This is a genomic window from Microbulbifer maximicatervae (SeqCode) (genome assembly GCF_052467385.1).
In genome coordinates this window covers 3,026,864-3,039,785 of record NZ_CP174311.1, presented here as the reverse complement: position 1 = coordinate 3,039,785, position 12,922 = coordinate 3,026,864, and the positions used below count along the sequence as shown (strand labels likewise).

At 51.7% G+C, this 12,922-nt stretch carries 12 protein-coding genes; 9 read left to right on the top strand and 3 right to left on the bottom strand.

Annotated elements, in window-relative coordinates; translation table 11 throughout:
- Positions 1-28: 28 nt before the first annotated feature.
- Positions 29-517 (bottom strand): Lrp/AsnC family transcriptional regulator, encoded by a 489-nt coding sequence (locus tag ACJJIR_RS12805; protein ID WP_108732808.1) that lies wholly within the window; start codon positions 515-517, stop codon positions 29-31.
- A gap of 645 nt (positions 518-1,162) precedes the next feature.
- On the opposite strand from ACJJIR_RS12805, the gene ACJJIR_RS12800 reads away from it, so the two are divergent.
- A complete protein-coding gene (locus ACJJIR_RS12800) occupies positions 1,163-4,675 on the top strand; it encodes an indolepyruvate ferredoxin oxidoreductase family protein (protein ID WP_444905641.1) in 3,513 nt (1,170 codons plus the stop codon).
- A 24-nt stretch (positions 4,676-4,699) separates the two neighbouring features.
- On the opposite strand, the gene ACJJIR_RS12795 is transcribed toward ACJJIR_RS12800, so the two are convergent.
- Together ACJJIR_RS12795 and ACJJIR_RS12790 are read right to left on the bottom strand one after the other, a co-directional pair.
- Positions 4,700-5,371, bottom strand: coding sequence for a ChrR family anti-sigma-E factor (locus ACJJIR_RS12795; protein WP_444905640.1), 672 nt, complete (start codon positions 5,369-5,371; stop codon positions 4,700-4,702).
- A 7-nt stretch (positions 5,372-5,378) separates the two neighbouring features.
- The gene (locus ACJJIR_RS12790) at positions 5,379-6,074 is read right to left on the bottom strand and encodes a sigma-70 family RNA polymerase sigma factor (protein ID WP_444905639.1); all 696 of its coding nucleotides are present in this window, start codon (positions 6,072-6,074) and stop codon (positions 5,379-5,381) included.
- A 170-nt stretch (positions 6,075-6,244) separates the two neighbouring features.
- On the opposite strand from ACJJIR_RS12790, the gene ACJJIR_RS12785 reads away from it, so the two are divergent.
- The 8 genes from ACJJIR_RS12785 to ACJJIR_RS12750 all read left to right on the top strand — a co-directional run bounded on the left by ACJJIR_RS12785 (position 6,245) and on the right by ACJJIR_RS12750 (position 12,735).
- On the top strand, positions 6,245-6,676 hold the full coding sequence (locus tag ACJJIR_RS12785) for a nuclear transport factor 2 family protein (protein WP_282933263.1): 432 nt from the start codon (positions 6,245-6,247) through the stop codon (positions 6,674-6,676).
- On the top strand, positions 6,677-7,456 hold the full coding sequence (locus tag ACJJIR_RS12780) for an SDR family NAD(P)-dependent oxidoreductase (protein ID WP_444905638.1): 780 nt from the start codon (positions 6,677-6,679) through the stop codon (positions 7,454-7,456).
- The gene (locus ACJJIR_RS12775; RefSeq protein WP_444905637.1) at positions 7,456-8,706 is read left to right on the top strand and encodes an NAD(P)/FAD-dependent oxidoreductase; all 1,251 of its coding nucleotides are present in this window, start codon (positions 7,456-7,458) and stop codon (positions 8,704-8,706) included. The genes ACJJIR_RS12780 and ACJJIR_RS12775 overlap by 1 nt, the downstream gene beginning before the upstream one ends.
- Positions 8,707-8,719: 13 nt before the next feature.
- A complete protein-coding gene (locus ACJJIR_RS12770; RefSeq protein WP_444905636.1) occupies positions 8,720-9,517 on the top strand; it encodes a DUF1365 domain-containing protein in 798 nt (265 codons plus the stop codon).
- Positions 9,514-10,782: a class I SAM-dependent methyltransferase gene (locus ACJJIR_RS12765; protein ID WP_444905635.1), complete on the top strand. Its 1,269-nt coding sequence runs from the start codon at positions 9,514-9,516 to the stop codon at positions 10,780-10,782. The genes ACJJIR_RS12770 and ACJJIR_RS12765 overlap by 4 nt, the downstream gene beginning before the upstream one ends.
- Before the next feature lie 137 nt (positions 10,783-10,919).
- Complete coding sequence (locus ACJJIR_RS12760) at positions 10,920-11,435, top strand: DUF2878 domain-containing protein (protein WP_444896832.1); 516 nt, start codon at positions 10,920-10,922, stop codon at positions 11,433-11,435.
- A complete protein-coding gene (locus ACJJIR_RS12755; protein WP_444896833.1) occupies positions 11,428-12,162 on the top strand; it encodes a hypothetical protein in 735 nt (244 codons plus the stop codon). The genes ACJJIR_RS12760 and ACJJIR_RS12755 overlap by 8 nt, the downstream gene beginning before the upstream one ends.
- 177 nt (positions 12,163-12,339) lie before the next feature.
- Positions 12,340-12,735, top strand: a complete 396-nt coding sequence (locus ACJJIR_RS12750) for a YMGG-like glycine zipper-containing protein (protein WP_444896834.1) — start codon at positions 12,340-12,342, stop codon at positions 12,733-12,735.
- The last annotated feature ends 187 nt before the right edge of the window (positions 12,736-12,922 follow it).

The following is a 12,922-nucleotide window of genomic DNA, read 5'->3' as shown; positions in this document are numbered from 1 at the left end:
CCGCAAGAATGCAGGCGTCAAAAGAGGCTCAGCCTTGGCTTTCCAGCAGCTGGTCCAGCGGCAACTCAGTGCGGTAACGCACCTGCTTCAAAGAGAAGCTGCTTTTAATATGATCGATGCCAGGGAGCTCAGTGAGTTTTTTATCCAGGAATTCCTGGTAAGCCTGCAAATTGGGTACAACAACGCGCAGCAGGTAGTCGAAATCACCGGTCATCAGGTAGCACTCCATCACTTCCGGCCATTGGCCAATAACCGATTCGAAGTCCTGCAACTCTTTTTTCACTTGGTGGTTAAGGGTAACCTGGATAAATACACTTACCGGTAGCCCAACCTTTTCCGGTTCAAGCAGAGTAACTGCGCGCTTTATAAACCCTTGCTCGTTTAGATTTTTAACCCGCCGTGAACAGGGGGAGGGTGAGAGGCAGACTTTTTCTGCAAGCTCAATATTTGGAATGGTGGCATCCTGTTGAAGGATTTCCAGAATTTTTTTGTCGATGGCATCCAGTAAATAGGCCATGGTTATATTCCGTATCTCATCTCTCTGAACGTACGCCGGTATCGCCGGCTGCTAATCATCAACCTGCCAGTGAACCTTTGCTTCCCAGCGTTCTCCGGTAAATTGTGTGCATTGCGTACATGGTTTTTTTTGGTTTGTTATGGCAGTAGCTTCCTATACTGCGCATCTTTTGTGAGACCTTCTCGTTTTTTATTAATTTCCCGCTAATGGGTACGTTGCCCAACCGGTTGATACTGGTTAGCTGTAAACGGGCGGAAACTGATATCCCCTGATCAGTTCCAGGCTATGCCTCTCAAAAAGCTGAACCTTTGGCGCTTATTTAGTCACACAGAGTGTGAAGGCCAGAGGCGAGCACCATAAGAGGGCATCTCCTTTCCGTTGTATCCCCCAAAATACTTCATTTTGAGTGATTTGTTGCCAGTAGCTGGTCATCTTTAGCGAGTTATGGCGGCATTATGCCTGAGTTGGGCCAATTTTGGTATGACCTGCTCTGCCGGGCAGTGTTAATTTTAGCGCTATTAAACAGCTCTGGTCTGTTCTGCTGTAACTCGGGAGATGCCGCGAATATTTTCGCGACATGTTACTGGCGTCGAGAACTGGAGTGATGAAAGCAATAAAGCAATAAAGATAAAATAGGTGGTACCCATGGCAATGGTCGAAGGCGATCAGGAATTGGGCTTTGATAGCGAGTATTCGCTGAAAGCGGCTTTTACCCGTGAATCCGGCCGTGTATTCCTGACCGGAATTGACGCCCTGGTTCGTTTGCCCTTAATGCAAAAGCGCATGGATGAGCTGGCGGGCCTCAATACAGCTGGCTTTATTTCCGGTTATCGCGGTTCCCCATTGGGCGGTTACGACCAGGCCCTGTGGCGGCACAAGAAGCTATTGGCCGAGCGGGAAATCCATTTTGAGCCGGGCATTAATGAAGACCTGGGGGCGACCAATATTTGGGGCACCCAGTTGCTGGATCACTATCGTCAGCAGGCAACGAAAGACGGCGTCTTTTCTATTTGGTATGGCAAGGGCCACGGTGTAGATCGCACCGCAGATGTTTTCCGCCAAGCCAATATTCAGGGCACCTCAAAACTAGGTGGTGTTTTGGCGTTGTGTGGGGATGACCACACAGCAGAATCCTCCATGTTTTCCCACAATACCGACCAGATTTTTGAGTCGGTAATGATGCCGCTGATATTTCCGTCCTCCATTGATGAGTACCTGACCCTGGGCCTCGCGGGCATTGCTTTATCCCGTTTTTCGGGCTTGTGGGTGGGTTTTAAGGCAATTACTGAAACTGTAGAGGCCGGTGCTTCCTTGATTGTGCCGGAGTTGCCCCAGTTTACAATTCCAGCTGACTTCCCAATCCCGCCACACGGCCTGAACTACGATCCCCACCTGAATTGGCCTGCGGAGCGCCTCGAATATGAGCGCCGTATACTGGAGGAGCGTTTGCCTGCAGCCAAGGCATTCGCCTATGCCAACCGCCTGGATAAAACCACCCACAGTGCGGAGCGAAAACGCTTCGGCATTGTAACGGTGGGTAAGGCCCACGGTGATTTGCTTGAGGCTTTGAAACTGCTCAACTTATCAGAGGCAGATCTGAACTCAGCAGGCATCTCCATCTATAAAGTGGCGATGTCCTGGCCGCTGGAGCCTAGGGGCATCAGTGAGTTCGCCAAGGGCATGGAGCGCTTGCTAGTAGTCGAGGAGAAGCGTCCTCTGGTGGAAGATCAGCTGAAAAACCTGCTCTACGGTTGGGAAGATAGTTATCGTCCGAAGGTAGTCGGTAAGAAAGACCTGGATGGCAAGGATCTGTTGCCGGCAGTGTGGGGCTTTGGCCCGGATCAGGTGGCCAAGGCCATTGCCCGCTGGCTGGTGGATACTGAACTGGCGGCACAGCTGATTCCCCTGGCAGAAAAACTGGGGGGCAATGTCGCTGCAAAGGCTCAGGGCTTGCTGGCTCGTGAACCCATTTTCTGTGCGGGTTGTCCTCATAACACTTCCACCAAATTGCCAGAAGGCAGTTTGGGGAGTGCCGGTATTGGCTGTCATATTATGGCTTTGGGTAAAGGCCTGCGCACCGATACCTATTCCCATATGGGAGGCGAGGGTGCCCAATGGGTGGGCCTGCACCGTTTCTCCAGCGCCGAGCATATTTTCCAGAATATGGGCGATGGAACCTACAACCACTCTGGGCTATTGGCCATTCGCCAGGCCGTGGCGAGCCAGGTGAATATCACCTACAAAATTCTTCTGAACGATGCGGTGGCCATGACCGGTGGCCAACCCGCCGATGGCGAAGTTAATGCTCCCTCCCTGGCTGCACAGTTGCTGGCCGAGGGAGTTGGCACAGTCGTTCTTTTGACTGAGAACCCCGACCACTGGCGTGAACACCGCGGCCAACTGCCCACTGCCGTAGAAGTTCTTCCCCGCTCTGAGCTGGACGCCGTGCAGCGTCGCCTGCGGGAAACTGCCGGTGTGACGGCGATTATTTATGAGCAGGTCTGTGCGGCCGAGAAACGCCGCCGCCGCAAGAAAAAACAGATGGTCGATCCATCCCAGCGATTGCTGATTAACCACCGGGTCTGCGAAGGCTGTGGCGATTGCAGTGTGCAGTCCAGCTGTATTGCCGTGGAGCCGCTGGAAACCCCGTTGGGGCGCAAGCGTCAGATCAATCAGTCCAGCTGCAACAAGGATATGCGCTGTGCCGATGGTTTCTGCCCGAGCTTTGTCACTGTGGAAGGGGGAGAACTGAAAAAGCCCCCGGTGCAGTCCCTGGCGGATGCCTTAGACGTGGCTATTGCCGGATTACCTTCTGCGCCGGTCGCGACTCTGGCCCAGCCCCTCAGTATTTTGGTGGCCGGCATAGGTGGCAGTGGTGTACTTACTGTGGCGGCACTGCTGGGCATGGCGGCGCACTTGGAAGAGAAGGGCAGTACAACCTTGTACTTCACCGGTCTCTCACAAAAAAATGGTGCCGTGGTGGCTCATGTGAAAGTGGGAGAAAACCCCGAGGCGATTACCACTGCCCGTATTCGCGATGGCGCAGCGCAGTTGTTATTGGGCTGCGATATGGTCACCGCCGCTGGCCAGCGGACCAAATTTGCCACCGGCGAAATGCGTGCCCTGGTCAATACGGCTGAAGTACCGGTAGCGGCCTTTGTTCGCGACAACGAGCTGGCATTCCCCGCCGATGCAACCCAACAGAGTATTGAGTCCCTGTGTGCGGAATATTTTGCCTTTGATGCGAATAAATATGCCCAGGCACTGTTTGGCGATACCGTAGCCAGTAACTTGATGATTATGGGTTTTGCCTGCCAGAAAGGACTGCTGCCAATCGGTGAAGCGGCCTTGGAGCGGGCCATTGAGCTCAATGGTGTGGCGGTAGAGAACAACCTGCGAGCTTTCCGCGCTGGCCGTTTGCTGGCGGAAAACCCTAAGGCGATCGAGCAATTGGCAGTCCCGGCCAAGCCGGTGAAATTGGTGGAGCCTGAGGAGTCAGTGGAGCAGTTGCTAGAGCGATTGGCAGCGGAGCTTCGCGACTATCAAAGCCCGGCCTATGCGGCAGAATTCCTTCGCCATATAGAGGCGCTGCGCAAAGCAGAATCCTCACTGCCAGCTGCTCGCGGCGATCTTACCCGTATGGGCGCACGCAGCCTTTATAAAGCGATGGCTTATAAAGATGAGTACGAAGTGGCGCGCCTCTACACCGGTGAAGATTTCAAGCGACAGCTACGTGAGACATTCAGCGGCGACTACACCCTGAAATTCCATATGGCGCCGCCGCTTCTTGCGCGCCCCGATAGCAGTGGTCGCGTGCGCAAAATGCAGTTTGGCCCCTGGATGGGCAAGCTGATGCCGCTGTTGGCTAAGGGTAAAGTTCTTCGCGGTACTGCACTGGATGTCTTCGGTTACACCCAGGAGCGCCGTGCTGAACGCCGCTGGGCCCAACAGGTGGCCAAAGCAGTTGATAGCGTGGCCGCGCATCTGTCCGGCGAAAACCTGTCAGAGGCACAAGAGCTGCTCGAAATCCCCCTTCAAGTGCGAGGCTATGGCCATGTGCGCGAGGAAAAATTCGCGGCGGTAAGCGATCGTTGGGATGAGCTTTCTGCAGTATTTGTGGATGGGGAGCAAGAGCCGACTTCTCTGGCGGCGTCCTAGACGCCGCAGCTCTTTTAATCGGTGTCAGCCCGGACGAAACGGGATAAGGCGGTTTAGCAACCAGCCGCTGACACCGGTAATCGCCACCGGTGCCTGTACTGCAGAGAAGCACAGGCACTCTTGATCTTCTGTGACCGTCGGGCGGTGCACGTCGCCGGGTTCCCGCAACAGAAAGTCCCCTGGACTATAAACACCATCGCTATCAGAGAAGCTGCCGTACAGAACCAGGGTGAGTTCGTAGCCCCGGTGATCGTGCTCAGCAACTTTGCCGCCACAACTCAGGCGATGAAAGCTCACTTCATATTGATCCTGCCCGGTTTTTAGTCGACACATTTTTAGGGCGGGCGCGATAGTTTTCCACTTGATCCGGGGATTTTTCTCCAGCAGCTTGTGCACGACTGGCGGCGCATCCGCCAGCATGGGCTCCGTGGATTTGGATCTCTCGGGAACCACTTGTTGCTCCGGTTCAGCTGCTTGATCAATACGTCCCATCAGGCGTTGGAAAGCCTCATCGTTTACGGCCTGTGGTGCACAGGACTCCAGAATGGAGCCACCCAGGGTGTTCATGGTTTGATACTGAGCGCGACACTCGGTACACATTTGTATATGGGCGGAAACGACCAGGCTGGCGCCTTTGGGCAGGCTGCCGGAAGCGTATTCAAGGAGTAAATTTTTATCGGGGTGGTGGCGAATCATACTAAACCTACTTGGCCAACCTCGCTTGTAACTTCTTTAGGGCCAGTCGTACGCGGGACTTTACCGTGCCCAATGGTAATTCCAGCTCCTTGGATATCTCACTGTGGGATTTTCCCTCCATATACGCCTTTTCCAAGACGTGGCTCTGTTCTGCTGGCAGGCTGTGTAGGCCCTCCGCAACTTCCTTTTCGTTGCGTCTTCTCTGTAGAAATATCAACGGTTGGTGTTCGGGGGTTTCATCCCAAACATCCATGGCTTCAATAATCTCGGCGTTTTGATGACGCCCGTTGCGGCGCAACATGTCGATACGAGTGTTGCGCATAATGGTGAATATCCAGGTGCTGGCAGAAGCCTTACTGGCATCGAAGCTGGGGGCCTTGCGCCAGACTTTAAACAGGGTTTCCTGAACTAGCTCATCGGCGGCTTCAGCGCTAATTGCCTGGGTGGTGCGGCTGTGATGGAAACCCTTAATTAGTGGGGCAAAGTGGTGAAAGAGCTGCTCAAAGGACTGGCGATCACGCTCCGCACCGACTCGCGTCAGCAGGGCACTCCAGTCCTGGTCCTCTCTTTGTGGCAGTTTCACCGGGCGTATTTCACTTTTTGCTTGGGGGCTATGCGCCATGTTAACGGTCTTTCTGTCGTTGTCGATACTCACGCAATCAAGCATGTCTGGAAAATAGAGTTGGGAGCTGTTGTGGTACATCCGTGTACCACATTCTGCAACAGACTCTCAGGGGGAGACTTCCAAGTTGTCTGATAACTACTTACGCAGAGAGGGCATAACTGGATCACTCTGGCCTACCTTTTATTGAGCGGTGATCCACCCGATGGGGTGTGGCGTATTTATCTGCAGCTAGAACAGTAAGGAATCCGATGATGAGCGCGTTGATTGAGGAGCTAGAGGAGTACTACAAAGACTTCCTGATGCAGGAAACTGGCAGCCTTGGATCACTATATAGCGACGATGTCATTTTTTGTGACCCGTTGCATCGGATAGAGGGATTGCCTGCTTTAAAGAGTTACTTTGCGGGAATGAGCAGGGGGCTTACCCAGTGCCGCTTCCAATTTGATGATCTGCCGGTGGTGGGCGAGGGCAGCGCCTGCCTTTCGTGGACCATGCACTACCGACACCAATCACTCAAAGGTGGGCGCCCATTACAACTTCGTGGCTGTAGCCTGTTGCGTTACACCGATAAGATTCACTACCACGAGGACTTTTACGATATGGGTGCCATGGTCTACGAGCAGGTGCCGGTATTGGGCTCCTGCATTGGTTTTATCAAGTCGCGAATGGAGCGCAACTAAGTGTCCCAGGGGATTCGCGATAAAACTATCTGGATCACAGGTGCTAGCTCGGGTATTGGGCGCGCGCTTACATTGCGCCTGGTGGAACAGAATAATTTTGTGATTGCCAGCAGTCGCAGGCTCGATGCGCTGACGGAGTTACAGAACATAGCCCCCAGTCGACTCAGGGTTTTGGACTGTGACCTTAGTGATGATGCGGTGATGCCGGGTGTTACTCGGCGATTAGCGGACTTCACAGATCACCTGGATATGGTGATTGCCTGCGCTGGTACCTGTGAATATGACGACGACCTTCAATTGGATGTCACCATGTACCGGCGGGTTTTTGATGGCAATTTCTTTGCCTTGGTGAATACCTTGAAATGTGCGCAATTACTGTTAGCTGCAAGTCGATCTCCGGTATTTGCTGCGCTCGGCAGTCTCTCGTCAGTGGTACCTTTTCCCCGAGCCGAAGCGTATGGCAGTTCCAAAGCGGCGGTGGCCTATTTTCTGGAGTCGGTGCGCGCCGATACCAGCCTTACTCCACTTCGAGTGGTCCATATTCGCCCGGGGTTTGTCGACACCCGCCTTACCCAGCGCAATGACTTTGACATGCCTTTTTTAATGACTCCAGAGCAGGCCGCCGAGCGCATTGAACAGGGGCTCTGTGGTGTTGGGCATACAGTCGATTTTCCCAAACGGCTCAGTTGGCCTCTGCGGTTTCTGGGTTTTTTCAGCTCAATCTGGTTCCGTTTTTGCGTACCCAAAATGACAAGAATCCGCACACTAAGGAAGAATTGATGCGAATCGCTATTGTTGGCAGCGGCATTGCCGGTCTTACTGCCGCTTATCTATTGAATCGAAAGTACGATGTCACCCTGTTTGAAGCACAGGCGCGCCTGGGAGGGCATACCGCTACGGTTGATATTGACGAGGGGGAACGCCGGTTAGCAGTGGATACTGGCTTTATTGTATACAACGACTGGACCTATCCGAATTTTATTCGCTTGCTTAAAGAGCTGGGAGTTCAATCCCAACCCACCTCCATGGGCTTTAGTGTGCGCTGCGATCAGGAGGGGTTTGAATATGCGGGTAACAATCTCAACAGCCTGTTTGCACAGCGCTCGAACATCGTCAGCGCTGGGCACTGGCGTATGCTTTGGGACATAGTGCGCTTTAACCGCAATGCCCTCCGCGACTGGCAGGAGGGGAGGCTGAGCGAGACATTGACCCTGGGTGAGTATCTACCTGCGAACGGTTACTCCGCGGAATTCGCCAATCGCTATTTGGTACCTATGGGCTCGGCTATCTGGTCTGCCAGTGTGGCGCAAATGCTGGAGTTTTCTGTCAGTTTCTTTGTCCGCTTCTTTGTCAATCACGGCTTGCTCAACTTGGTGCGTCGCCCGCAGTGGCGAGTGATCAAGGGCGGGTCGCGTGAATATATTGATCCGTTAATACAATCTTTCGCAGATAAAATTCGCTTATCTACGCCCATTGAGGCGGTGCAGCGCTGCAGGGAAGGTGTGAATGTTCGCACCGCAGCAGGGGAAAATTTGGAGTTTGATGCCGTTGTTTTCGCTTGCCACTCCGATCAGGCCCTTCAATGTTTGACCGACCCCAGCGGCAGTGAGCAAAAAATCCTGGGGGCTATACCCTATGCAAAAAATGCCGTGGTCCTGCATACAGACAGCACCTTACTACCCCGTCACCGTCGCAGTTGGTCGAGTTGGAATTACCAATTGCGCAGTGAACAGGATGCACTGCCTGTTTTGACATACAACATGAATATACTTCAGGGATTGAATACAGAGAAAACGTATTGTGTCACTCTGAATGCCGAAGAGCGTATCGATCCCAAGTCTGTGCTCGGTCGTTTTGAATACTCCCATCCCCAGTTCTCTGTGGCCGGAACACGAGCGCAACAGCAGTGGGATAGTATTAATGGCGTTAACCGCACCTGGTTCTGTGGCGCTTATTGGGCAAATGGATTTCATGAAGATGGCGTAACGAGTGCGCTGCGAGTGGCTCGGGGGTTGGGTGTTGACTGGTAAGGAGGCCGGTATCATGGAAAGTGCGATTTATACCGGTTGGGTGGAACACCGGCGCTTCGCGCCCAGAGCTCATCAGTTTCGCTACCAGGTTTTTATGATGTACGTCGATCTGGCAGAGGTGGAAGCCATTTGTCAGCTCTCACCTCTTTGGTCCTCCCAGCGGCGAGCACCTGCGAGATTTTGTCGCAGTGATTTTTTTGGCGATGAATCCCTCAGTCTTGATGAGGCAGTTCGACAGCGGGTGGAGGAGGAAGCGGGAGAGCAGCCTGCGGGACCTATTCGTTTGCTGGCCAATTGGCGTTACTTTGGCTACAACATGAATCCACTCAGTGTTTACTATTGTTTCGATGCTGAGGGCCAGAATGTGGATTGGCTGCTCCTGGATGTACACAACACACCCTGGAAAGAGCGTCACAGCTATGTTTTGGATTGCCGTAATAATACCAAGTTGCAAAAAGCGACCTTCGCAAAAACATTTCATGTCTCGCCTTTTATGCCCATGGCCCAAGGGTATCGATGGAGGGGGACAAAACCTGGAGAAAAGCTGACAGCCTACCTGCAAAATTTTGATGCGAGTGCCGATGATACAGAAGATGGCACTCGCCCAATGTTTGAAGCAACCCTGAGTTTACAGCGCTGCGAAATTAGCGGCCGATCGCTTAATTCAATATTGATCCAGTACCCCTTGATGACCGTAAAAGTTATAGCCGCCATTTATTGGCAGGCACTGAAATTATGGGTCAAGCGTATCCCGGTATTTTCGCATCCTCGCGACGACGCTGAGGTTCAGGCAGGAGATAAACAACTATGAGAGCAGTTCAGGAAGTTGATCAGGCTTCGTCGTCAAAATCAGAAGTATCGGCACAGTCCTGGCTCGTTCGCCTGGCCCGCAAGCTGGTGTTGGAAAAACTCAAGGGTATTGATCGTGGCCACTTGCTAATTGAAGAGGGGGAGCAGTGTTACCACTTTGGCCAGAGGCCAGAAGAAGCAGAGATCTCGGCACATATTTGCGTACATGATCCATCCAGTTATATACAGGTGCTATTAAACGGAACCATTGGTTCTGGAGAAGCCTTTATGCAGGGCGCCTGGACCTCAACCAATACCGTGGACCTGATTCGCCTGATGGTGGACAACATGGAATTGGTGGAAGGCATCGATAGTCGTTGGAGCTATTTACCTCGATTAGGCCTGCGCTGGTTACATCAATTAAATGCGAATAATCGCAATGGCTCACGCAAGAATATTTCTGCACACTATGACCTGGGCAATGAATTTTTCCGGTTATTTTTAGACAGGACCATGCTGTATTCATCTGCGGTCTACCCGTCTGAAAATGCAACTCTGTTTGAAGCCTCTAATCACAAACTGGAACTGATCTGCCGAAAGCTAAAGTTAAAACCCTCCGATCACCTCCTTGAGATTGGTACTGGGTGGGGTGGTATGGCCATTCATGCTGCCAAGTACTATGGCTGTAAAGTAACAACCACTACTATCTCCCAAGAGCAATATGACTATGCCCGCCAATGGGTGAAGCACGAAGGGTTAGAGGAGCAGGTGACCCTGCTATTACAAGACTATCGGGACCTGAAAGGTAAGTACGATAAAATTGTATCGATTGAAATGGTGGAGGCGGTAGGTCACGAATTTCACAAGACCTTCTTCGCCGGTTGTAGCGAATTACTCAAAGAAGATGGCCTGATGGTGATGCAGGCAATCACCATTCGCGACCAGCGCTACCACGAGTATCGTAAAGAGGTCGACTTCATTCAGCGATATATTTTCCCCGGTGGCTGCCTGCCATCTAATCAGGTTATCGCGGACCATATTGCCAATTCAACAGATATGCAGATTGTTGGACTTGAAGACATCACCGCCCATTACGCCCGCACATTAAGTGACTGGCGCAAAGCATTTCTTGAGCGAATTTCCAAAGTGCGCGAGTTAGGTTTTGATGAGCGCTTTATCCGTATGTGGGAATTCTATTTATGCTATTGCGAAGGGGGATTTTTGCAACGAGTGATTGGTACCGCCCAATTTGTGTTCGCCAAACCTCGGTTTTTGGGCAGTTTCTAAACTCTCTCAAGTTAATCTTGTGAAGTGTTTGCCTTTCAGAATGGCTCAGGATCAAGGCGTGATTTCAGGAGACTGTTTAAACTTTTTAAGAGTTTGCAACCCAAGGATATTACGGAATCAACCAGAGGCTCTCCTGCATGTGGCGTTTTGTCGCTAATGCCTTACTTTTCGATATCGCCTGGCCACTGTGCGTCATAGTGGCCAAGGTGTGGTTGGTGGTTCCCTTTACTCTGTTGAACCTTTTTATACATCTGCGCTATATCGCCAATTTGCCCAGGGAACCGCTTTGGTTAGCGGGGGTGTTTATCTTTGGTGTGTCTATAGACTCTATCTTGTTTCATTTGGGGGTGATGCGAAATGATAGTGGCTCCTCCTGGCCTCCCTTATGGCTGATCTGCCTGTGGTTGAACTTTGCCATGACCTTGCGATACAGTTTGGTTTTCTTACAGAAAAATCTATGGTTGGCGGTAATCCTGGGTGGTTTTTTCGGACCATTTAGTTACTTTACCGGTGCATTCCTAAATGGCACTGTGGAATTGCACAGGCCCCTGTGGCAATCCCTGGGAACATTAAGTGTAATTTGGGCCTGCATCCTGCCGTTGTTTGCCTATTTGGCAAGAGAGATTTGTCAAAAAGAGGTGAGCAATGCTTGAATTTATTGCGATGTCGGCTATTGCCGGAACTAACTGTCACTATGAAGGGCCTTTCCTGGTAAAAGGTCTGGCCTATGATCCGGATAATCAACAGTTACAGTACTGTGAATATTATACTTCGCAAGATAATGGCGAAATAACTGTTTTCTACTATGCACCCCAGGGTGATTTAATAGCAGAGAAAACCCTTCGAGAGCGAAATGGCCCCGCAGCTGGTCGCAGTGCCTTACCTAGTGTCACTCAAATAGATCGGAGGCACGGTGAAGTCCGTGAAGTCCTTTGGGATGACGGCCAGTGGATGATGCGCTATAGAGCCAACGAGGGCGAAGCCTGGAAAGTAAGTTTGCGAGAGGCACGAAGTGTTGATGTAGTTGATGCAGGCTTTGATACTTATGTGCGTGACCACTGGGACTTATTGTCCTCAGGAAAAACTCTTAAATTCAATTTTGCTTCGCCACTGCATGGTCGATCGATAAAGCTGCGCGCTAAGGCAGTATCCTGTAATCAAGCAGCAGGCGAAAATACTTGTATACGAGTAGATATTGCCCAGCCTCTTATCCGCCTTTTCGTAGAGGACTTAAATCTCACTTACGATACGGAGAGTCGGCGATTAAAGAGTTTTAAGGGCATAGTAAATATCCTCGATCCACAAGCGAAATCTCAAGAATTAGAAGTGTTTTACCAATATTCAATTCTGCCTATAGGAACCCAGCCTGCAGATCCATAGAAAAAAGGCGCCCTCCACTAATAGCTACAACACTATTTACGCCTGTTGAATTTGTTGCCCAGCGGGTCATTCATTTTTAGGCGCCGGACTGGCGCCAAGTTCTACCAGCAGCTAAACCTAAAGAAGAAAAGCGTGACAAGCTCACTATCCTGTGGCGAAAGCGATATGGGGTGTTTGATGAAGACTGCTATTTCTGCAACTGCTGGAATTATGATGTCGCTGCTTTACGGCTGTGCGAATCAGCCAGAGCAGGTTCCCGGTGCCGGTGGAATCGTTATCGATACCTGGGGCGTTAACATGAATCAGTATCAAGCGGACCTTGCAGAGTGCAAGGGAATCGCTTACTCCACGTACAGTGACCAAGGGCGCAGAACAGCTGCCGGTGCTGCAGGTGGTGCTGTAGTAGGTGGTGCGCTTGGTGCAATAGTCGGTGACAGCGGGCGTGCTGCGGTAGCCGGAGCCGGTGCCGGCGCGCTTGTTGGGGGCTTGTCAGGGGCGGGTAGTGCGAGCTCTGAGGCAACCTACATTATCAAGAATTGCCTGGTTGGTCGCGGATATCGAGTGTTGAATTGATCTTCTGCGTAAAACTGCGGTCCAATTTCTCATCAGTCCTCTGCTATTCAGCAACCTCACAGGACTTGGCACTGGCCGGGGGAAGTACCCCCGGCCTTTTTTCTGTTTTACAGCTTTAATTTCAATCTTTTACTTTCTCCCGGTTAACACTTTTAATTTCTGTGCTAGATAGTAGGGCCACTAGTTT